The 21,815-nt window shown below is 43.9% G+C and carries 15 protein-coding genes; 5 read left to right on the top strand and 10 right to left on the bottom strand.

The window, feature by feature from the left end; genetic code table 11:
* Nucleotides 1-84: 84 nt before the first annotated feature.
* On the bottom strand, nt 85-1,824 hold the full coding sequence (locus ACTQWB_RS04675) for a polysaccharide deacetylase family protein (protein WP_441500602.1): 1,740 nt from the start codon (nt 1,822-1,824) through the stop codon (nt 85-87).
* Nucleotides 1,825-2,075: 251 nt separating this feature from the next.
* On the opposite strand from ACTQWB_RS04675, the gene ACTQWB_RS04670 reads away from it, so the two are divergent.
* Nucleotides 2,076-2,576, top strand: coding sequence for a hypothetical protein (locus tag ACTQWB_RS04670; protein WP_441500601.1), 501 nt, complete (start codon nt 2,076-2,078; stop codon nt 2,574-2,576).
* A 62-nt stretch (nt 2,577-2,638) separates the two neighbouring features.
* On the opposite strand, the gene ACTQWB_RS04665 is transcribed toward ACTQWB_RS04670, so the two are convergent.
* From ACTQWB_RS04665 to ACTQWB_RS04640, 6 genes are all read right to left on the bottom strand, one after another.
* Nucleotides 2,639-4,222, bottom strand: a complete 1,584-nt coding sequence (locus ACTQWB_RS04665) for an alpha-L-rhamnosidase-related protein (protein WP_441500600.1) — start codon at nt 4,220-4,222, stop codon at nt 2,639-2,641.
* Nucleotides 4,223-4,238: 16 nt separating this feature from the next.
* Nucleotides 4,239-5,576: a GHKL domain-containing protein gene (locus ACTQWB_RS04660; RefSeq protein WP_441500599.1), complete on the bottom strand. Its 1,338-nt coding sequence runs from the start codon at nt 5,574-5,576 to the stop codon at nt 4,239-4,241.
* Nucleotides 5,573-6,283: a LytR/AlgR family response regulator transcription factor gene (locus tag ACTQWB_RS04655; protein WP_441500598.1), complete on the bottom strand. Its 711-nt coding sequence runs from the start codon at nt 6,281-6,283 to the stop codon at nt 5,573-5,575. The genes ACTQWB_RS04660 and ACTQWB_RS04655 overlap by 4 nt, the downstream gene beginning before the upstream one ends.
* Before the next feature lie 231 nt (nt 6,284-6,514).
* On the bottom strand, nt 6,515-8,089 hold the full coding sequence (locus ACTQWB_RS04650; RefSeq protein WP_441500597.1) for an MFS transporter: 1,575 nt from the start codon (nt 8,087-8,089) through the stop codon (nt 6,515-6,517).
* A gap of 100 nt (nt 8,090-8,189) precedes the next feature.
* Nucleotides 8,190-9,641, bottom strand: coding sequence for a family 43 glycosylhydrolase (locus tag ACTQWB_RS04645; protein WP_441500596.1), 1,452 nt, complete (start codon nt 9,639-9,641; stop codon nt 8,190-8,192).
* A 304-nt stretch (nt 9,642-9,945) separates the two neighbouring features.
* Nucleotides 9,946-11,973 (bottom strand): family 43 glycosylhydrolase, encoded by a 2,028-nt coding sequence (locus tag ACTQWB_RS04640; RefSeq protein ID WP_441500595.1) that lies wholly within the window; start codon nt 11,971-11,973, stop codon nt 9,946-9,948.
* A 349-nt stretch (nt 11,974-12,322) separates the two neighbouring features.
* Here ACTQWB_RS04640 and ACTQWB_RS04635 point away from each other — a divergent pair, with 349 nt between their 5' ends.
* On the top strand, nt 12,323-14,044 hold the full coding sequence (locus ACTQWB_RS04635; RefSeq protein WP_441500594.1) for a sensor histidine kinase: 1,722 nt from the start codon (nt 12,323-12,325) through the stop codon (nt 14,042-14,044).
* Here ACTQWB_RS04635 and ACTQWB_RS04630 read toward each other — a convergent pair.
* Nucleotides 14,041-14,136 carry a DUF6783 domain-containing protein gene (locus tag ACTQWB_RS04630; protein ID WP_441500593.1) on the bottom strand — a complete coding sequence of 32 codons (96 nt, stop codon included), beginning with the start codon at nt 14,134-14,136 and terminating at the stop codon, nt 14,041-14,043. The two genes, ACTQWB_RS04635 and ACTQWB_RS04630, sit on opposite strands and share 4 nt — an antisense overlap.
* Before the next feature lie 33 nt (nt 14,137-14,169).
* On the opposite strand from ACTQWB_RS04630, the gene ACTQWB_RS04625 reads away from it, so the two are divergent.
* The 3 genes from ACTQWB_RS04625 (at nt 14,170) to ACTQWB_RS04615 (ending at nt 17,306) form a co-directional block, all read left to right on the top strand.
* Nucleotides 14,170-14,934, top strand: coding sequence for a response regulator transcription factor (locus tag ACTQWB_RS04625; RefSeq protein WP_441500592.1), 765 nt, complete (start codon nt 14,170-14,172; stop codon nt 14,932-14,934).
* 250 nt (nt 14,935-15,184) lie between these two features.
* Nucleotides 15,185-16,537 carry an ABC transporter substrate-binding protein gene (locus ACTQWB_RS04620; RefSeq protein ID WP_441500591.1) on the top strand — a complete coding sequence of 451 codons (1,353 nt, stop codon included), beginning with the start codon at nt 15,185-15,187 and terminating at the stop codon, nt 16,535-16,537.
* A gap of 310 nt (nt 16,538-16,847) precedes the next feature.
* Nucleotides 16,848-17,306 carry a DUF2798 domain-containing protein gene (locus ACTQWB_RS04615; RefSeq protein ID WP_441500590.1) on the top strand — a complete coding sequence of 153 codons (459 nt, stop codon included), beginning with the start codon at nt 16,848-16,850 and terminating at the stop codon, nt 17,304-17,306.
* A gap of 54 nt (nt 17,307-17,360) precedes the next feature.
* On the opposite strand, the gene ACTQWB_RS04610 is transcribed toward ACTQWB_RS04615, so the two are convergent.
* Nucleotides 17,361-20,570: a glycosyl hydrolase gene (locus tag ACTQWB_RS04610; protein ID WP_441500589.1), complete on the bottom strand. Its 3,210-nt coding sequence runs from the start codon at nt 20,568-20,570 to the stop codon at nt 17,361-17,363.
* 162 nt (nt 20,571-20,732) lie between these two features.
* The gene (locus tag ACTQWB_RS04605) at nt 20,733-21,776 is read right to left on the bottom strand and encodes an alpha/beta hydrolase family protein (RefSeq protein WP_441500588.1); all 1,044 of its coding nucleotides are present in this window, start codon (nt 21,774-21,776) and stop codon (nt 20,733-20,735) included.
* Nucleotides 21,777-21,815 lie beyond the last annotated feature (39 nt).

Here is a 21,815-nt window from a genome sequence, read left to right as displayed (position 1 = left end):
TTACTCTTATATAAAATATCATATTTTCTTCCAAAAAGGAAGCCTACTGATGCAATTCCATCCATTCTTTTCTTAAGAAAGGTATCAACCACCATTCATAGGCGGTACCGGTGTCGGTCTGGACGAATCAAATACCTCACCTGCATCAAACAGATCAGCAAGAAGATCCGGATTATAATACATCCGGTACCCATCTACATTTCTACGTCCCATCCTGAAATATTTGTCTGTAATCTGCACGAAATACCTGTTAGAGTCTACATTACAATAATAATCATATCCCTGGGATTTCAGATACTGGAATTTCTCATCCCCTGTATATTCGCCGCCCTGATTGATGTCAGCGCCAAAAGCAAAAATAATGATATCTGTACCCCCAATAAGCGGATCCACATTTTCCTTAAAATTCTGGGTATCTGTCTCCAGGCGCTCCATGGAAACCGTGGACATATTCTTATGCCCCCATGTATGGCTTGCAAAAGTCCATCCCTCTGCCTTCATGGCATCTGCAACTTTCTTCGCTCCGGTACGCTCTGTCTCCAGGTCAAAATCCGCATGGGCTTCAAGCCATGCCTTCTTATCATCATTCAGATCATCCGGCCTTGTCTGGTAACTGATATCGGTCCGGTATCCAAGTATCCCGTTATAGCCGGTAAGTGCCACGATTCCCTTATGTCCATGATAGGAAAAATCCGGATGGGCTTCTACAAACCGGTCGATCAGAGGTACCACGTCATAATCTCCCACAACCGTGCTTCCATCATCCTGTACATATTCATTCCGTACTTTTCCCTCTTCATCCACTACAAGTTTCGTCGCAATGCCGTCCCCATCCTGGGAATGGTAATAACACACATCATCCTGGGACAAGACAAAAGGCGTCTTTCCCTTCGGCAGATAAACCTGCTTCGCCTTCATATTTCCATTCTCATCCAGCCCTGCAAGGTCATAAAGATTTACCATCACATACCCTTCGTCATACATGGTCTGGGTAATTTTATTAAACTCGTCCATAGTGGTCATAACCTGGTTATAACCATCGGTCTTATAGTCTCCATCAAATGCCTTGGAGGTATCCACGATCAGGGAATGGTAAAAGATATGGGTCACCTGTTCCGGAGACCAGGCCACGCAATTATCCTTTGTCTCCTGGAATTTCTGTACTGCATTCTGGAAATGCACATTTCTCACATATGCATTGTCCTTTTGAAGAAGACTGATAGCTCCATCATAATCGTACTGGGCTGCCTTCTCCTTCGCTGTGGTCAGAACCTTCTTCTCATGGCGGATCTGTCTTCTGATGATGCCGGCTCCGGCGGCCGCTGCCTGCGGCATCACGCCGTTTACATCCTTTGCTGCAGTCTGGGTTACCTCCTGCTGGGACTGTTCCTGATTTCCGGAAGCTTCCCCTTGGTTTTCCTCTTTTTCGATTTCGGTTCCGTTGTCTTCTGTCGTAGTTCCATCTGCTCTGCCGCCAGAAGCCGTTTTCTCTTCACTTTCCTCTGGAAACAGTTCCTTCGCCCTGGCGATCAGTATCTCCGCTTTCTCCTGCAGACCAAGCTGGTCTCTGAAATAATATCCAGCACACCCGGCTACCAATAGCGCAGTAATAAGAAGAGCCAGATTACGGTTCCGTATCTGCCTCTTCTTTCTTTTCAGATTCCGTTCGTGCCTCAGGCGCCTGCGCTCTTCGTAATACGCTTCTTCCCTGCGGCTTTCTTCCTGCTCCTGTAATTCCCCATCAAGTTCCTCTGCTATTTTTTCCTTGGGAACTTTCTCCTCTTCCAGAGCCTTTTCCTGCTGCTCTGTATCAGATTTCTTCATATCGTATAACTCCTTATCTGTTAGTTCCCCTCATAAAGTATTGCCAGCTTTATTATTTTAACCATATCAGATAATCTTATCCATTTTGTAATCAGCAGATTTCATTATACATGAATTTCCTTTTAATTACCACCTCTCCTTTACAATTATCCGGTGTTAATATTTTCTAATTATAATTGCCTTTTCAGAAAAATGATGTTAAAATACTTTTTATGTAATAACAAGAAACTTTATATGGTAGGAGGATAAGTATGCATCCAGTAACAATCGTCCTTCTGGTGATTCTCGTAATCCTCATCGGATTACTGGTTGGTTTATATTTCTTTGGTAAGAAGACCCAGAAGAAACAGGAAGAACAGCAGGCACAGATCGAGGCAAGTAAACAGACCGTTTCCATGCTCGTTATTGATAAGAAGAGAATGCCACTTAAGGAATCAGGTCTCCCACAGATGGTCATCGACCAGACTCCTAAGCTTCTCCGTCGTTCCAAGCTTCCGATCGTTAAGGCGAAGGTTGGTCCGAAGATTTCCATCCTTATTGCAGATGAAAAGGTATTCGACCTTATCCCTGTGAAGAAAGAGATCAAGGCTGAAGTAAGTGGTCTTTACATAGTAGGTGTGAAAGGGATCCGTGGTAACCTGGACGCTCCGGTTAAGAAGAAAAAAGGCTTCTTTGCCCGCTTTAAGAAATCTGCCGAGGAAGCTCAGGCAGCCCAGAATGAAAGTAAGAAATCTAAGAAATCCAAGAAATGATCATATTGTTGATTACAAAACAGCCCCGCTTATAGTGGGGCTGTTTTTTCAATCATCATCGATTATTTCTCATTATTCATATAAAATTTTCTAAGGAAATAAGTCGGTGTGCAGCTCCATGCATGGCAATAACTATTTACCATACTGGAACCATATGGAGATTCTTCCCTGTTATAAGGATTATAAAGTTCCCAGAAAGTATCCGCGCCGTCATGGATCATCTCACCCCAGTAGCGTTTCATTTCCTCAAGTGCTAGTTCTTTCTCATCACAACGGATCAGAGCATCGATATAGTGATGATACATATAAGGTGTTACCATACGGATTCGCGGATTCACTTCCATCACGTGATGGATCAGCCTGCGGTTGGTTTCCTTATCAAATACACGTGCAAGAATCATCCAGATCTGTGTTGCCCAGGAAACCTGGCGGTCCGAACCACTTACAAACATTCCAAGCTCCTCATCCCAGAATTCCTTTACAGCAGCCTCCTTCAGCATTTCCTGCTTCTCCTCCAGCCACTTGATATCATCCTGCTTATCCAGGATTTTCGCCAGACGGATTCCGTAACGGATGCAATAGATCAGCACTGCTGTAGCGCCTGCCTGCTTATTCAGACCATCTCCCCAGTCCAGGAAGCACCAGAATGCATCTCCCAGATCTTCTACAACATTTTTTTCATTCAGCTGTGTCATAGCGATGCGGATCTGGTCTATTGCCACATCATACAGATCCTTCAAAGTTTCCATATCGCCGGTTGCCTCATAATAATCCAGAAGCACAGATGTGAAAAACAGGGCATAGTCAAGAAGATAAGTATCATCTGGCTCAAGCTCCGGCTCTGTAAATACACAGGCGCTCAATTTGCCCTCATTAAAAAGTAATCCTGCAAAAATATACATACAGCGTTTCGCAAGATCATAATTCTTAAATGTATAATAATTGGCTCTTGCCTGAAGTCTCAGATCTCCAAGCCACATTCTGCGGTCTCGCTTCGGTCCATCTTCAAATACATCCTGCATACATTCTTTCAAGGTCTTACGGCTGACCAGATCGATCTGATTCAGGAGCGGATCCCCGAAATCAATATTCTCTACGGAATCCATATCAACTGCAGAAACTGTATCACAGGAAACCCCATCAATTTTCAGCTGGAATTTGGCAGAGGTATCGATCACACGAAGCTCCATGTAGCGGAAAGAATATCTTCTTGGCAGTTTCACTTTCGCCGGAAGCACATCCACATGAATATACTCCTCCTGGATCCATCCACGGCTGAGCCAGCCATCGTAATCAGCGGTTTTATCTGTCATTTCCTCCAGACGTTCCCCGAATTTCAGATAAAAATAAACCGGCGCATCCTGGTGACTTCCTGTTTTGCTAAGCTCCAGAGTCACATAGCCAACTGCATGATCTCCGAAATCCACATACACGGTATCGTTTCTCTTCAGGGATTTTTCGTACAGATGTTCAATAGGATGTTCCTCTGTCACGATTGTTCTCATCTGGCGGTCTTTCCCCACCATGATTTCCTTGGCCGCCTGGATTTCTTTATGATGAAGCTCCGGTTTCAAAGACTCTGCAATTTCCAGAAAACGGTTATTTTTATGTATTTCAAAATTTTCAATAATGCTGTATGATGGCATTTTGTTTCCTCCTAAATTATCGTCTCATCGGGATCAATATTTTCAGTTCAAACCAGTTGTCCTTTTTATCCGCCACAACCGAACCGCCATATTTCTCCACGATTTTCTTCATACTCTTCATTCCATAACCATGGAATCGTTTATCTTTCTTAGTCGTAATGGGAAGTCCGTCCTGGAACTGGACGTTTTCCTCACAATAATTCTCTGTACGGATGCGAATAAATTGTTTATCCTGGATCACGTGAAGTGCGATCAGACGCTTCTCACGCTCTTTGATCTTTACAACACTCTCAATGGCATTGTCCAACATATTTCCAAAAAGGGCACTGATATCCATATCTTCCATAAAATTCAGAAGCTGTCCTTCTCCCATGAATTTCAGCTCGATACCATGTCTCTGGCAATGCATACTTTTACTGGTGAGAATGGTATCCAGAACTTTATTTCCTGTCTTATTCTGGGTTTCATAAATCTTGATCTCACGCTCCATCTGCTCCAGATATTCCCCAGATTTCTCAGAATCGGCGCCGCTCTTCAACAGATTGATCTGATGCTTCAGATCGTGGTATTTCTGGTTTACAATGTCAATGCTTTCCTTAGAAAGCTTGTAATTGCTGTACTGCATATTCATAATGCTCCGGAGGGTGTCCTTCTCGAAGCGCAGCTGAATCTCCTTCACCTGGATATGATATGCGTAAAGCACTGCCATTCCACTAAGATCTGCCAGGGTACGGATAATGAACACATCCATAGCAGTTCCGCCGCTGAAAAGACTGTTTGCATCTACATAGCTGAGATTACTGATACTATACACAATAACCGTTACAATACATGCAACAAACATCTCCCGTCTGCTGATCTGCAATTCTTCTATATCCCTTTTCAAATAGCGTTCGATCATATAGATCAGAGAATAAAGCACTGCATAAATCACAAACATGTGAACAGCCCGCCAGATGATCTGAACAGTCTCCCCTTTCTCTGCTGCATAAATCGAGAAATCTCCTGTGTAAAAATATATGATCTGCCAGCAAAGGGAAGCCGCAAATTCCGCACTAATAAATGCTTTCGCACAGAAAAATCCAGTCTCACGCCAAGAAAGCTCTCCGGCTATTTTTATATAAAAGAACATAAGTCCAAAAACACAAAGCATAAGCGGGATGAAGAAAATCTGCTTGATTCCATCCGTAAAAAACATTGCACAGAAAATGCTGACAAACCCCAGCACATTGTACAGATACCACAGTGCATTCCGCTCTTTCCATCTGCCGTCCACTACAACGATCACTAATGCAGACAGAAAATAAGAAATCGCATAGTAATACCCTGGAGTATTAACTACTGTGCCACTCATTTTCCCACCTCATTCATGTATTCATTCAAAGCATCCAGGAACGGCTTACGTCTGCTCCTGCTTACCTGAATGGTATCGCCATTTACCATGATATCGCTGCCCTGATAAGTCTCTACAAATTCCAGATTCACCAGATAGCAACGATTGCACCGAAAATATTTCTTCGGATCAAACTGATTGTCCGTATCACGCATGGTGCCCTTCGTCTCAAAATCACCGTCCAGCGTATGATAGATCAACACATGATCCTGAACCTCCACGTAACAGATCCTTGCCACGTCCAGCTTCTTTTTTCCACCTTTCAGCACAATGGTAATGTACTCTTTCTCCGGCGCTTTCACCCGGGTCAAAGCTCTCGCCATGATCTCAGAAAATGAAAAATAGGAAATAGGCTTCAGAATATAATCCAGCGCATTTACCTTATACCCCTCAATGGCATACTGGGGCATATTGGTAATAAAAATAATAATCACATTTGTATCCAGTTCACGGATTTTCTGGGCAGCTTTCATTCCATTGAGAAAAGTCATCTCAATATCCAGAATAATAAGGTCATAGCTGGCAGTGTAATCCGTCACAATATCTTCTCCATCCTGAAATTCCGTTACAGAGAATTTCACCTGGTTCTCCTTTTCATAACGGTTCAGGCACTTTTTCAATGCTTCCCGGTCATGCCGGTCATCTTCCACAATTGCAATTCTTATCATAATTGTTTCTCACCCGTCCTGTTGATCGTTGTTATCTATAGTCTGTAAAAACAGACACACAATAATTCAAAATCCCCCGCTAAAATTACGAAAAACGGCCTCCCGGTACAGTGACGCTGCACCAGAAGGCCGGAATCACTTACACTAACTAAAGATAGTAATAGTATAACAGGAAACAGGTTCTGAAACAATTATATTTTAATGAAAATTCTGGATTGCAACCGTACTTTTTTACTTTCTTTCCGCTGCTTTTTTCTGGTTTTCCTTAATTGTTTTCTGATCCTCTTCAATGTGTTTTTCTACATCCAGACGGCTCATAAGAATGATAACGATCGCATATGTGATCACGTCTGCTGCCAGGAATGCAAATGCAAGCACCTGCTCTACACCGCCCATCTGGCGGTATACCACCTGGCCTGTGTAATTTGCCACATTGTCAATAATCTCCAGAGTCTGCGGATTGCATGCAATACCAGTATTGCTGTAGCCTGCAAATGTAAGAAGGCTGTTCAGCACACCAATGCAAAGTCCGCTAAGACCTACCATAATGGAGCTGTAAACAGACATTGTAAAACCATCACTTCTGAAACCATTCTTCGCTTCCAGATGATCCAATACATCAGAAAGAAGTGCCATGGTTACATACATAGCCGGAATACTTCCGATTCCCTTCAGTACCATACTTGCTGCAACCATTCCGAAGCTGTGGACATTTAAGAAGCATACAAGTCCGCCAACAACAGAGAAGCAAAGGCCGGAAACAACAGCTCTTTTTTTACCAAGCTTACGGGCGATCGGCCATGCCACCACCATACCAACAGCAGTAGGAATTCCACCAACCAGACCAAGTGTAGACATCAGCGCACCGGAAGTCTGTTCCGGATTTGAGGAACTAATTACACTGTCAAACATCCATCTTACATAGAAACTCATGGAGCTGTTCTTGATCAGCTGTCCAAACTGGAAGATCAGGAAATAGAGAATGATGATCCACCAGTATTTGTTATGAATACAGCCTTCCAGCTGTTTTTTTAGCGGAAACTTCTCTTCTTTTACATTCAGGTCTATAGTCTCTTCTGTAATACGCTCTCTTGTAAAATAGTACTCCAGAAGACAACCGAATGCACTTACAAGGCAAAGCACGATGGAAATGATTCTCCAGTGTGCATAGCTGGCATCCACATCGATTCCGCCATCCTTTGTCACGAACAGGAAGCTCTGAAGAAGGATCGGCACGATAATGCTGGCTCCAACTCCTGCGGAAGCAACCATAGCCGCATTTGACAGTGTTGCAAGAAGTCCACGGCTCTCGGAATTTCTGGTGGAAAGGGAAACCATGGAGCTGTGTGCACAGTAAAAGCATGGATATGCAAGTGCATAGTACAGGTTATAGGACACTGCAATCCAGATCATCTGAATAGCATTGTTGCCCTTTGTTGGCGTCATAAACATAAGAATGATCGCCACGATCAGCATCGGAGCAGCAAGAATCAGATACGGTCTTGCTTTTCCCTGGGTACTTCTGGTATTATCGATCCACTGTCCGATCATTAAGTTTCCAAGAACTACGAAGATCACGGATACGATCGGCAGAAGTGTGGCAAATGCTCCGAATTTGGTCCAGCCAAGTACATCCACATAATAGCGGTTCAGATAAGCACCGAAAATGGAGTTTGCAAACATGGCACAAAAAGGAGCCAGGAAATAACCGATGATCATTTCCGGGATCTTCACCTGGTCAGATTTGATCCTGGTTTTAAAAACCGGCTTTTCCGCAATTTTTTTTGCAAAATTTGTAATGTTCAAGTGTTTCGCCTCCTGAGGTTTTTATTTAAAACTCTCTTTCCTAATTCATTCAATGTATTAATGCCAGGGGCAAAAAATTTTGCCCCTGAAATCATGTATTTTATTTCAGGTCAAATGACATAAAGTCAAATGAGCCAGTTCCCTTAAAGCTGAAATACAGTGCTTCCTTCTCCCCAAGTCCGGTGATGTCAGCTCCGTATCCATGCTGCTCTTTGCATGGTTTTACCTGGATCTGTGCTACTGGCTTGCCGCCTTCTTCTGTCGTTACATATACAACTCCAGTTGCTTTTCCCTTAATATTAATGCGCACTTTGGAAGTCTCTCTCAGATCAAAATATTTGTATCCGATAACAGCTCCGTCACATACGTTTGCAACGTACTGGTCTGGTCCCTGCTCACGGTCTTTTCCCTCCTGGGTAAGATAAGGGTGACCTGACTTCGGATGCTTGATCATGCTGAGGAAACGGGTGCCTTTTTTGCCATACACATTACATGCGATGTATGCTGGATAATTGCCCTTGCCTTTTAACGGGCCATCGTTGAGACCACAGGAAGTCATCTCAGCCTGATAGAATTTCCCATCCTCAAAGCGGATACGTTCTGCACAGGCCTGACGGGAGGACTGCTTGCGGTTACTGTGTCTGTGATAGAAGACATAATAATTTCCGTTGATCTCGATCAGACTTCCGTGGGTATTTCCGGTGCAGTTTCTCGCATTCTTTACATCAGTGATTCCAGGAAGGCCGATGTCTCCGTTGCTGACCAGAACACCGCCAAATTCAAAACCTTCTGTAGGGTTGTCACTTGTTGCATAGCAAAGCTCATGACTGTTTAAAGAACTGTAAATGAAATAATAGGTTCCGTTAAATTTACGCATGGAGCTTGCTTCCAGGAATGGATGTCCCTCATAAGAGGTTCCCGGTGCTTCCTTCTCACTGGCGATTCCGATATATTTCGGTCCCATTTTCACAGTAAGCATATCTGCAGGATCAAGCTCGAAGCACATCGAACCATGCTCGGTAGGCTTGGAACCATCCAGCAGAAGTGGATTTCCCTGAAGTGCGAATCCGCTGTAAAGATACAGCCTTCCATCATCATCCATGAACATGCCAGGATCAAACTGCAGCGGCTCTCCCTTCTTTCCAATCGGTGTGCCATCTGCATATTTTACATAACCATAGAATTCGTATTTGCCAGCCGGCTTATCACAGACAGCTACAGAAATCATCTTGGTGCCGCCCATGAAGTAGTAAAGATAAAATCTTCCATCCGGTCCCTGAATCATATCCGGGGCTGCCAGACCATTGGTGAGACGAATACGCGGTGCCGCCGGATCCTGCTCTCTTTTAAAAATAACGCCCTCATAGTGCCAATTTCCCAGATCATCTACCGGGGCTGACCAGCATACATAATCGCCCAGACAGAAATTCAAGCCGTTAAAAAGATCATGAGAACCATATATGTATACACGCCCATCCACAACATGTGGTTCCGCATCCGGCACGTACTCCCAGCTTGGCAGGTACGGATTTACAGCCTGCTTTGTTTTCATACCTTCATCCTCCATTTATTGTTTTTGCTCTGCTGCCGCCTTTTTTCTTCGTTTCCAGTCAGCAGACAGCATGATCTATATTATGATGTCATTATAACATCCGGAAATTTATGTGCGTGTTTTTGACGTAAAGTGTAATAAATTTATCGCAAATAGTACAAAGCCATAAAATCGAAACAAGATTCCGTTGAACAATTTTTAGCTGTAAAGTGTACAACAGCAAAAAAGGCATCGGGAAAGTATACAACTTTCACAATGCCTTTTTATAAATACTTCAGTTTTTCATAATGTGTTTCTGTGTCTTTTACTTTCTCTCAAATCCAAACTGATCCATGCTGCAGATCATTTTGCCGTCTCCACCATGGAAAACAAAGTACACTGCATGTACTCCTGACATCTCCTGCTGGCAGTCTGCGCTCAGCCAGCTCCAGGAGGAACCGTCAGAACCCTCTTCTTTGTTTTCTGCATTTTCTACAGCGTCAGCAGTCAGTTCCATTGTTCCTGCAAGGGTTCCACCCTGGTCCTCTGACGGTGCATCCAGATAAATATCAACAGTACCATCTGCACAGTCTCCTGTTTTGGATACCAGCAGATTCAGGGCAACATTTCCAGCTTCTCCAAAGTCAAGATATTTATAACCTACAATGTTATTATCTTTCAGGTTGGTAACACATGTTGTGTGAACAGCCTCCTGATCACGGTCTGCTACAATGTATGGCCCATTTGCCAGACAGTCACTATGTACATTATTCGCTTCTGTAGATGGTGCCGCATGATCTTCTGCCTCAAGAAGATAGGTTGTAGCATTTGCATTCCAGGTTGAAAATGCGTCCAGGCTGTCGGCTGCGCCACAGGAGGTAAATTCCATTGGTGTGATCACAGGGCTTCCATCCTCAGCAGTTCCAACACCGATCTGACCTACGATTGCCTGACGAGAAGCATTGCTTGCATTCGTCTGGCGATGTCCGAAGAAATACCATTTTCCATTTACTTTTGCCATACCACCATGGTTGTTTCCACTGATGTAAGTTGCAAAATCAGTAAATTCCATCTCTCCGGTTTCCTGATTCTTCACATAACGGCCACTTGTATCAGAAATCACATTGCCGTGATCTCCACTGACCAGCACACTTGTGTCATATCCTACCACATCATTATCAATTCCATTGGAGCCATAATGCCAGGTTCCATTCATCAGGTCATCTGTCCATACATAAGAAATAGCAGAATTATAGAATGCTCCGTCAGCACCAACTTCATAGCTTACATAAAGAAGGACGTACGCACCAAGCTCATCCACATATCCAGTTAGGGATGGACCTTCGAAAATCGGCAGGTAACCGCGCTCATCGGTTGGGCACCAGGTTGTCTCTGCAATTTCGTAACCATCATCTGCATTTCCATCCAGTTTGTAGATAGACGCAACATGCTTCATACCAGTTGTATAGTTGTCTTCCTCTACCATTTTACTGATTTCTTCGTTATCCGCATAGCCGGAGGTCATATTGGAAACTGCCATGTAAATCGTTCCATCTTCGATATAAAGACTTGGATCATAGCTGTTCTTGATCGGAATGGTAAGAAGAGCCTGTTCCGGATCCCATGGGCCTGCCGGGCTTGTGGAAGAACGAAGTACAGAATTGTCAAATACCTGGCTGGATACCATGTAATAAGTATCTGTAGTTACATCGTATTCTGCATCCGGTGCGAACAGCATATTTCCGCCATAGGTGTTTCCTTCTGAAATGTCCAGAATCACCCCTTCATATCTCCAGTCACTTAAATCATAAACCGGCGCAGACCACAGAACCTGCTCGGCACTGCACATGCTTTTTCCCTCTTTATCATGGGAACCATAAAGATATACGCGCCACTCTTCATCATCTCTTGACCAGAATACATGCGGTTCTCCATCCGGTACATATTCCCAGGACGGAAGAAGAGGATTGCTTGCACCAGACTGGTCTGCCGGCTCACCTGTTTTCGGGTTTACATCATACACCAGCGGATCTGTCTGATAGGAATACTCCGCTCCGCACTCGCTGCACACATAATGACGGAGACCGCCCTCTGTGTCAGTTGCCTCGTGGCTGTCCTCAGCAAGCTTATAGCTGTTGGTATGCTCGCAGGCACGGTATTTTGAAATGCCGTCTGTAGAAGACTCATCTGTGGCTTCTGCCTCATTAGAATCTGCATTGGTTTCGTCTGCTGCATTGTCCGCTTCGGTTGCACCCTCTTCTACTGTCTCAACGTTTTCTTCTGCCAGCACGTTTACCGCATTTCCGGTCAGAAGAAGAGAACCTGTCATAGCCAGTACAATTAACTTTTTCATTCTCTCTCGCTCCTTTTCATCGCATAAAAAACTCCAGAATGCAAACACATTCCATTTCCTTTTGTTACCTTTATCTTATCAGCAATTTCTTCTTTATATAATGTACGGAAGTGACTGAAACCTTTCCAATTATGACTTTCTATTGACGGATTTTCTATTTTGCTATACCTTTATAATTAAATGGACATGTCTTCTTACGTAGACATCACTAGAAATGAAAGTCGATTGTACCGCGTCTTTGGTGCTCCCGCAATCGCCGACTGTATTCGTAATCTGGGCTATCGCCTTATTTACTCATACCGTCCAGGACTTTCATAGTAAATAAACTCACTATTTTATGAGGATTTCCATGAAACATTTTATCCAGACACTTACCGGCAAGATCACCATCGTCATCCTGCTGATCGTCCTTCCTGTTATTTTCATTGTCTATCTGAATGGTAGTACTACCCGTGACACTTGGCAGGAGCAGCAGATTACCAAGGCTGAAGACGAGCTTGCATTATACGCCTCTTCCATGGATCATATTTTTGACCTGTTGGAAGAAACCCTTTTATATCTTCCTATTAACAACAGCAGTTTTCATCAGCTGACCGCCTTTCCCCAGTCAGACACCCAGAAGCATTGGAGCCTGGTGATCAGTATAAAAGAACAGCTTTCTTCCATAAAGGAAATCTATCCTTTTATGGAGAACATCTTCGTTTATTATCCGGATCAGGAGCTTTTTCTCAACGATCAGGTAAACCCGCAGATGACTACTGTTATCAAAGATGCAACGACTCAAAATGAGGAAACAAAAACGGCTGCCAGGCTCTGGCATACAATTTCCACCGAAAACGGTTACTATCTGTACTGGCTTTACCCAAAAGACGGCTATTGTCTCGGCGCCTGGATTTCCTATGATGCACTGCTTTCCTATATCTGTCAGAATGAAAGCGGCAATTTCCAGACCGACAATACAGGATACCTGCTCACCGATTTTGTAGGAAATGTACTGACTTCCAGGCAGAATCATCCAGCACAGGGACAGAATATAACCTCAATTTCCAGGGAAACACTGGGAACAACTGTGAAAGAACAAAACCAGGTTACCCTTTCCCGCCAGGTACTCCACCCTGGAGTTTACATTGTCAGAATATTAGGAGATACTGATTTTTCCCTTTCCGAGCACTGGTACTCCCATAATTTTCTTGCTGTGGTAATCCTTTCCCTGTTACTGATCTTATGTGTCATCCTTGCCATTTCCCATTGGGTACTTACTCCGGTGAAAGGTCTGACACAAGGCATTGAGCAGATTGCGGGCGGCGATATCGACCACCGCATCCAGACAACGCCTGGAGCCAGTCTGGAGTTTCAGAAAATCGAAACAGAGTTCAATCACATGATGGAACAGTTAAAAGATATGCAGATTCAGATCTACCAGCAGGAGCTGGAGCAGAACGAAACCAAGCTGCGTTATCTTTCCCAGCAAATCCAGCCTCATTTTATCCTGAACTCCCTGAATACGCTGTATACCTACAGCAACCGGGATGTGGAAGCCACACGGAAGATCATCCGGCTTCTTTCCAAATATTACCGTTATGTGGTAAATGTGGAATCCCGTTATGTAAATCTTGGGCAAGAGCTGGAGCATATTGAGAATTTTCTTAATCTCCAGAAAATCCGTTTTCCAAGAAAACTAAACTACGAAATCCAATGCGAAAATGGAATTGATATCGTTCCGATTCCACCGTTTCTGTTGGAAAGCTTTGTTGGAAACAGTTTGAAATACGGCCAGGACGAAAACGATCAGATTATGCTGCGCATTCAGGCTACACAGATTGAACCATTTGTGATTCAGATATGTATACAGGATCAGGGCGAAGGCTTCTCTCCTGAAATTCTGGAGGCTATCGGGGAATACCAGAAATCCCATGTAAAAAACGAACTTCTGGGAACCGGTATTTATAACTGTATGGAGCGGCTTTCCCTTATTTATCAGAACCGCGCCAACATCCGATGCTATAATGGGACACCCCATGGCGCTGTTGTGGAGATTACGATTCATCTGAACCAGGCCGAGCTTCCCTAGAGCATGCCGCCCAAAAGACTTTCTGCAAGATGTGCGTCACAATTTGTGGAAGATTTTGTCCGATTGAGGACAGCGCAGCAGGCTGTTACCAATTTCTCTTACTTTAGTATACAAGGAGGTCTGTCATGTATACATACTCAGCTCTCATTCTTGACGATGAGGAATTTTCTGTTGAAGTACTTATAGAAGACATTGCCTGGCAGGACTGCGGCATTTCCCAGGTAAATGGCGTCTATTCCGTCCGCCAGGCCAAGGAATTTCTGAAAAAAAATCCCGTAAACATTCTTATCTGTGATATCGAAATGCCAGGTGAAAACGGTCTGGATCTGGTGGAATGGGCCATGGAATATGCAAGATTCAGCAAAGATCCCATGGTCTGCATCATGCTTACCTGCCACCCGGAATACAGTTTTCTCCGCAAAGCCATGCAGCTTGGCTGCCAGGATTACCTGCTGAAGCCTGTAGATGAAGAGGATCTGGAAACCAGCCTGAAAAAAGCTGTAGAAACTCTAAATGTCCGCACCAGGACAGCCTCAAAGAATCCCCCGAAGGAACCGGAATCTGGCCGGGATATCATCCGTCAGAAGGTGCTCCCTTATATTCAGCAAAATCTGACGGAGCCCTTTACCGTTTCCGAACTTGCAGACAGCGTTTCCCTGAATCCCCAGTATATGATGCGTCTTTTCAAAAAAGAGACAGATATGTCCATACTGGAATATGTAACCGAGCAACGGATTCTTAAGGCAAAAGAACTGCTGCTTTCCACAGATAATTCCATTGAAAACATTGGCGTCCAGCTTGGTTATTATAATTACACCTATTTCATGAAAGTGTTTAAACGAAGCACCGGCATGAGTCCGGGACAATACAGGAAACAATATGGAAAATAAATATAGACAGAAAAAAACATTACAGATAGCTCATTTTGAGCGAAAACAATTTTCATTCAAACAATTTATACAGAATCAATTTTCAAGAAAGATTTTCGGTAGGATTTCTATAATACAATTGACTTTACTCGCTTTTCTGCCTATGTGTGGCTGCTCCGCTGCTGTGCTGCATAATTCTTCCACTGCCAGCACCACGGACTCTCACTCTTGTGAGATTGTCATTGAACATCTCACCCTGGGGGATGTCCCTATGCCCGACCTTCAGGCTGTGGAAGATGCCGTCAGCGCGATCACCCTTCCAGCGATCAATTGCACCGTAAAGATTGAAAATATCCCAATTGCAGACCATGCAACCAGAATCAGCCTGATGTCTGCCCAGAACGACCAGCTTGATATCATCAATACCGGACGTACCATCTCACTCTCTGAGCTTGTTGCAGATGGAGCACTTCTTCCCCTTGATGACCTTCTGAACCAATATGGAACTGATCTTCTTGATAAGGCAGACAAGCTTCTTGAAGCAAATTTAATCAATAACCAGACGTACGCCATCCCCGCGAACCTTTATTGCGGTGGAAATTCAGGCTTTCTCTACAATCAGAACATGGCAGACAAATACGGCTTAAACCTTTCCGAAACTGTGTCCATTGCAGAAATTGAATCCATTGCCAGCACGCTGCACACTCACGGAAAGTATCTGCTTTCCCAAGGAGACGGAAGCAATAATCCGGTTCTCCTCGGAACCTTTTTCCCTGCAATTGTACCAGTAGGCAGTAATATGTATGCAAACGGGGTATCGGTTTCCGGTGATTCCGGAACGGATATAAAAAATGTATTTGAGACAGAAGAATACCTGGAATATTGCCAGATGCTAAGACGCTGGAAAGAAAACGGATGGATCCCGGATGACTCCCTGACTTCTGGTCTGCTGGTAAACCAGCTTTTCCAGAATCAGGAAATCTTTATGACCTGGCTTACCGTAAATCCAGTAGAAGAAGCCCTGCAGGAAAAAAATTATTCTTTTTCCGTAGATATGTTTGCCACCACCAGTCAGACACCTCTTCGCACCAGTCAGGTTCAGGAGGATGGCTGGGGAATCAGCTCCACCTCGAAAAATCCGGAAAAGGCAATGGAATTTCTCAATCTGATGTATTCCAATTCTGAGATCTCCAATCTTCTCATGAATGGAATTGAGGGACAGGAATATCAGAAGATCAGTGACCACATCATCACTTACCCGGAGCAAGTATCCGCTAACAATATTGGGTATAGCCGTTATTTTTCCGTTTTCGGAGACTTCATGGATATCTATCAGTGGCAGCCTGTTACGGAAGATTTTTACCAGGAGTTAAAGGACTTCCAAAGCCAGATGACAGTCAGTCCTCTTCTGGGCTACACCTTTGATGTTACACCTGTTGCTTCCGAATACACTGCTGTAATGCGGGTTCTTTCTGAATATCTGCCACCACTGGAATGCGGTATGATTGCAGATGTGAAGGGAGCTGTAAAAAATATGAACGTGCTCTTAAGTGACGCCGGAATCGGACAGATCATCCAGGAAAATCAGCGGCAGCTGGATTTATGGCTGGATTCCCATGAATAATTGCTTTCTGTCATTTCATTTAGTTATTCTTTTGACGAAAGAAAGAAAAGGAGCAACAACAGAACTTAGTTTTCAAAGTTCATTGTTGCACCTTTTTACTTTTTTGGAAAAGTCAACCAAAATTTTCCCATTATAAGGACATATTTTTTAATTGCAATTTCTACATTTTCTGATATAATAGTCACTCGGTAAACAATTAAATAACAAAACAGAACTGGTATAAAATTGGAAACGACACAAGTGTACGCTTGATAACGAACAACACATGTGTCTTTTTTGTACCCATTTTTAGAAAAAGGAGAACAATTTTATGCCAAAGACAAAATTTCAAAACGTTATTTTTACCCTGATGATGGCTTTCCTGATGGTCTATGCCATGATCTGCTACAACATTTCCCTGAATATCGGTGGGATGAGCAACCAGGTATTCCTGATGGCTTTCGGTGAAATGAGAATCATGTGGCCGGTTGCATTTATCCTGGAATTCTTCTTTGTAGATAACCTTGCTCACAAGCTTGCATTCCGTATGGTTACACCACAGGACAGACCGATTGTTATCATACTTGCGATTTCCATTATGATCTGCTGCATCATGTGCCCGATCATGAGCCTGATTGCTACACTTTTATTTAAAAATGCAGGTTCCCAGTTCGTTGCTGTATGGCTTCAGACAACCTTCATGAACTTCCCAGTTGCTTTCTTCTGGCAGCTCATCTACTGCGGACCGTTTATCCGTTTCATTTTCAGAAAGATGTTTCCAGAGAAATAAATTTCAAAGGCCTTGCAGGAGTTTCAATTTCCTGCAAGGCCTTTGTTTATACTTCTACTCTGTATATAAAAGCTTCGTTTCCCCAGTCATTCCATAATCATCAGGCTCTGGTGCACCAAAGACCCATCCGGCCTCGTATCCCTGAACGATCATCACATTACGCAGGGAACTGGTCACTCTGACTGTGATCGTATTTTCACCTGGCTGTACATATGGGGTAAGATCAGCGGTACGTCTGTCCATATTCACTGGAACTTTGGTGTCATTGATCCATACAGCAGCAGTTCCGCCCTGGAAGCTGTCTGCCTGGAACTGGATTTTTCCTGTGTCTGACCAGTTTTCCGGAAGGGTGAATGTGGTAGTATAAGTTCCTGTTCCGGAAACCTTTTCACCAATCTTATCTATATCCTTCCAGGAAATCAGTTCACTTAAGATTCCTGCGTCAATTTCCACACGATTGGTGGTATAAGTTGCTTCCGTTGTGGTAACTCCAGTATCTTCATTTTCCTCGGCACGGATGATTTTCTCACCTGGTTCGTAGGAATCTACAACTAATGTCCAGTCGGTAAGACTAAGGTCTTTTTCCACTCCATCCTGTGGCATATTCTGTTCACCATTTTCCTCTGTTTGTTCAGACATTGTGATATCTTCAGTTACATTTTCTTCTGTATTTTCGGCAATTTCTTCTGCCTTCTCTGTATCCTCAACCACATTATCCAATTCTCCCTCACCATGCTTCAGCGCAAGCACCATTGTCTCCCCCGGTGCCAGATCCACATGAATCACAGTTCTGCCGCTTTCATAGCTTACATTCTGAACATTATCTACATCTCCACTCCATGTATCCAGCACGTAAGGTTCATAATTTCCCTCCAGGGAAACATCCCCTTCGTAATTCTCCTCATCCTCATACATGTAATGATAAAGATACAGATACTCCACATCCTCCGCGCTTCTCATAACTGGAAGAAGTTTCGTATTGGCTTCTTTGTACTGCACTCTTGGATACACGCCAAGTTCCTGCAGAGCCTCATAGGCATCACTCTCAGCCTCCACTGTCTTCACATTGGAAAGTGTTTTCATCTCTTTTACAATTTCTGCCAGTGCCTCTTCATTTCCATCATTGGAACCGGTTGTACCGCCCGCTACTGTATTATCCTTTGTCACATCATTATTTGCCACAATCTCAGATGCATTGTTCACAAATACTACAGGCAGACCATCCTTTGCCCACTGAAGCAGCTTTTCGGCAGCCTCATAAGGAAGCTCGTCCTCCATAAGAATTACCGCCTGATAAGCGGCTCCATCCGGATTCAGAAGTCCATCCGCGCTGGTCACATTCTCATTTGTGAGCAGATATGGAGAAAAGTAATCGTAGGTATATCCTGCATTCTGAAGCTCCATATCACGCCAGTAATAGGCGTCCTGATTATGCGCCTTATTAGAATAAACGCCATTCTGCACAAATGCCATCAAACCGCCTGGAGTAAGCTGATTATTGTATGCATAATCTGTTCTAAGGATTGCAAGATCCATCTGCGGAACGCCCTGCTCAAGAGCTTTCTGGATTCTGGAAAGGTGGGCATTCAGCTCCGGATAGTCCTGGGATGCCGGCTGGCGCTTATTGAAACGGTCAGACCACTCATCACTCATTCCCTCGTAGCCAGGCCATTTCACCCTGTCTTCCGGACCATATTCGGAAGAATAACCATGTGTGACTGTTTTCTGTATGCCAGCTGCATACTGCATGTAAAAGATCTGACGGTAGTATTCATTGTTATATACATAGTTTTTAGAAACCCAGGCACCAGTCTCGCTGGACATACGCTTGTTCAGCAAATGGGCTGCTCCTGCCATCCCTCTGTGGCTGTCCAGCTCATTGGCAAACTCCATGGACTCGGTCTCAATATAATCCAGTGCGGCTGCCGGTTCTGAAATTTCAAAACGCATACCATAGGAATTTTCTGCACGGAGCTTCATATTCTTAGAGTGAAGCCAGTCACTTAATACATTCAGGCAGTTCTCCGTATAAAGCTCCGTCTGTGTCTGGCAAAAATCCCTTCTCAGATTTTCCACATACTGGACATCCTCTTCCTTATCCGGTTCATAACGGTAGGCAAGAGGCTCTCCGAAGCAGCCACTTCTTCCACTTGTAAGAACGAGAAGCGGCAACATTTCTTCCATACTGTATCCCTGTCTTTTTTCAAACTGTTCTTCCATGTCCTTACACCACAATTGGCCGGTAGTGTTGGTTCCATGAGTGGAAAGCTCAAGGGAATCCATATACATATCACATTCATCAATTCCATTGATCAATTCCTGCACATCATCAGTAAGCACATTGGAATTCCAGTAATCGATTAAGGCATTGGCGCCTTCCTGATCCAGATAGTTGATGGTGTAACTCGGGGAAATAGCTGGTTTGTAAGACTCGCCTGTACCATACTGGTAAAAAGCAAACAGATCGTAATCCCCATCGTCCTCTGCTGTGAAATGGATTCCGTAGATTCCATCTTCATTGTCGTCAGAAGCCATATCCGTTACATCCTTCAGTGAGGATATATCAATTTTGGATGGAACTACGTTCTTTTCTTCCGGGGCACTGCCTCGTTCTGTGACTTTGGCTGCGATTACCTTCACCAAGGTCTGTTTGGTAACGTTTGCAGGAAGTTTACAGTATGGGAGATAGCCGTCGTAGGTTGTTTTCCCTCCTGAACTTTCACTATCATTTGTACCACTTTCATCTGCACTTCCGGTCACGCTCAGCACTGTATATCCCAATTCCTGGGAAGCAGCCTCTTCATCCGGTGTAATAGAAACCAGGTTTGCGGTGGACCAGTGGGTTCCACTTGTCATGCTGACACTCATTCCCAGACGGTTGCATTCTTCAATGATAACCTTCGTGTCATGAATCCACTCCGGTGACCCCCAGGCATAGGTTTCATTGTCCAAATACTGGGACTCATCCAAAGTTACAAATTCGATTCCGCCATATCCGTCATCATAAAGCTCCTGTACAGACTCCTTCAAGGTCTCATCTGTGTGAGAACCCTCTGCCAGCCACCAGCGGGCATATGGGCGGTATTTCATCTCCGGCTGGGCGTAGTCTGCCGCTATCTGTGCGGCAAAATCGTCTGCGTTTCCGTTATTGTCCCCGGCATACACCATCAGCAACGGAGACTGCACGGATGCAGTTGCCATTGCCGCCAGAATAACAGTGACAGTTAGTTTTCGTTTCCATGCTGTTTGCTTTTTTCTTTCCATCTTTTTCCCCTTTTTACATTATATTTTTCAAACAGGATCTCAATTTGCATAATTCAAAATAACACATTCTCGTATTTCAATGTATAACAATAATGACCTTTTTCCATTTCAAAAATGACTTATTTGGAAGTCAGTATAGTTTACCGATTATCTCTTACAAACTTATTCGTTTCCAAGATGGGCATCCAGAAATTCCATTCCAACTGTCTCGGCATAATCTCTGCCCTCTTCAAAATTCATCTCAAATCCATGAGTAGAACGTTTTCCATAGACTGGTACCAGCACAGAGCCCTCGCTTGTGTATGCTTCCTCAATTGCTTTTTCAGAATAACTGTATGGAACCAGCATATCGTTAATTCCATGAATGATCATTACATCTCCATCGTATGCACTGATTGTTCCATATACATCAAGATCGTACACAGCTTTCACATATTCAGATCCAACTGTTCCAACAGGCATTTCCGCCTGACCTTCCGGGATATCCTCTGCTGAAGCGTAGGTTTCACGGGCATTATCAGCAATGCAAAGTGCCGGATAAACCAGCACCATTGCCGCTACATCCTCTTTTCTGTCAGCAGCTGTAAATGCACTGACCAGTCCTCCCTGACTCTGTCCCAGAAGAAACAGGTGCTCCTGGTCTACATAATCTTTTGATTTCACAAAGTCCATAACAGCGCTTAAGTCTTCTTTTTCAGTCATTACAGTCATATCCATAAAGTCTACATCACTGTTTCCATTTAAAGATCCGCCACAGAAATCAAAGGTATAAACCACATATCCGTCCTGCGCTGCTTTCTCCGGCCATTTGGCACGCTCTACCATCTGGGAAGTAGAACCGATTCCATGGCTCATGATAACCACTGGATAAGTTTTCGTTTCGTCAAAATCTGCAGGGTAGTAAAACTGACCATAAATATTGTTATCGCCATTTTTACACCAGGAAACCACTTTGGTACAACCTTCTAATTCTGTAGTGTAGCCCTCCTGGATCTCTGGATTCTCTTCCTCTGCAACGTCCGCTTCTGCTGCCTCTTCTCCGGTCTCTTCTGTAGAATCATTTTCAGTCACGGACTCATCTGTAGTCTCCGTTTCAGATTCTGTCTGTGTCTCTGCATTCTCTTCTGCCCATACAGTTGCACTTACACAGCTTGCACTTAATACTGCTGCCATCCCCAAAACAATTAACATTCTTTTTTTCAACATGCTTGATTCCTCCATTTTCTCCTGATTGCACACAGAATC

Origin of the sequence: Blautia sp. HCP3S3_H10_2, from assembly GCF_052122375.1 — a bacterium.
Lineage (GTDB): Bacteria > Bacillota > Clostridia > Lachnospirales > Lachnospiraceae > Blautia_A.
Note: the sequence above shows the minus strand (reverse complement) of the source record. Positions and strands in the feature narration are given on the sequence as shown.

Excerpts from the sequence above, each read along its gene's own strand:
- ACTQWB_RS04610 (WP_441500589.1), bottom strand. The coding sequence starts at position 20,570 with ATGGAAAGAAAAAAGCAAACAGCATGGAAACGAAAACTAACTGTCACT.
- ACTQWB_RS04635 (WP_441500594.1), top strand. The coding sequence starts at position 12,323 with ATGAAACATTTTATCCAGACACTTACCGGCAAGATCACCATCGTCATC.
- ACTQWB_RS04620 (WP_441500591.1), top strand. The coding sequence starts at position 15,185 with ATGCCCGACCTTCAGGCTGTGGAAGATGCCGTCAGCGCGATCACCCTT.
- ACTQWB_RS04640 (WP_441500595.1), bottom strand. The coding sequence starts at position 11,973 with ATGAAAAAGTTAATTGTACTGGCTATGACAGGTTCTCTTCTTCTGACC.
- ACTQWB_RS04655 (WP_441500598.1), bottom strand. The coding sequence starts at position 6,283 with ATGATAAGAATTGCAATTGTGGAAGATGACCGGCATGACCGGGAAGCA.
- ACTQWB_RS04675 (WP_441500602.1), bottom strand. The coding sequence starts at position 1,824 with ATGAAGAAATCTGATACAGAGCAGCAGGAAAAGGCTCTGGAAGAGGAG.
- ACTQWB_RS04665 (WP_441500600.1), bottom strand. The coding sequence starts at position 4,222 with ATGCCATCATACAGCATTATTGAAAATTTTGAAATACATAAAAATAAC.
- ACTQWB_RS04645 (WP_441500596.1), bottom strand. The coding sequence starts at position 9,641 with ATGAAAACAAAGCAGGCTGTAAATCCGTACCTGCCAAGCTGGGAGTAC.
- ACTQWB_RS04660 (WP_441500599.1), bottom strand. The coding sequence starts at position 5,576 with ATGAGTGGCACAGTAGTTAATACTCCAGGGTATTACTATGCGATTTCT.
- ACTQWB_RS04605 (WP_441500588.1), bottom strand. The coding sequence starts at position 21,776 with ATGTTGAAAAAAAGAATGTTAATTGTTTTGGGGATGGCAGCAGTATTA.
- ACTQWB_RS04625 (WP_441500592.1), top strand. The coding sequence starts at position 14,170 with ATGTATACATACTCAGCTCTCATTCTTGACGATGAGGAATTTTCTGTT.
- ACTQWB_RS04670 (WP_441500601.1), top strand. The coding sequence starts at position 2,076 with ATGCATCCAGTAACAATCGTCCTTCTGGTGATTCTCGTAATCCTCATC.
- ACTQWB_RS04615 (WP_441500590.1), top strand. The coding sequence starts at position 16,848 with ATGCCAAAGACAAAATTTCAAAACGTTATTTTTACCCTGATGATGGCT.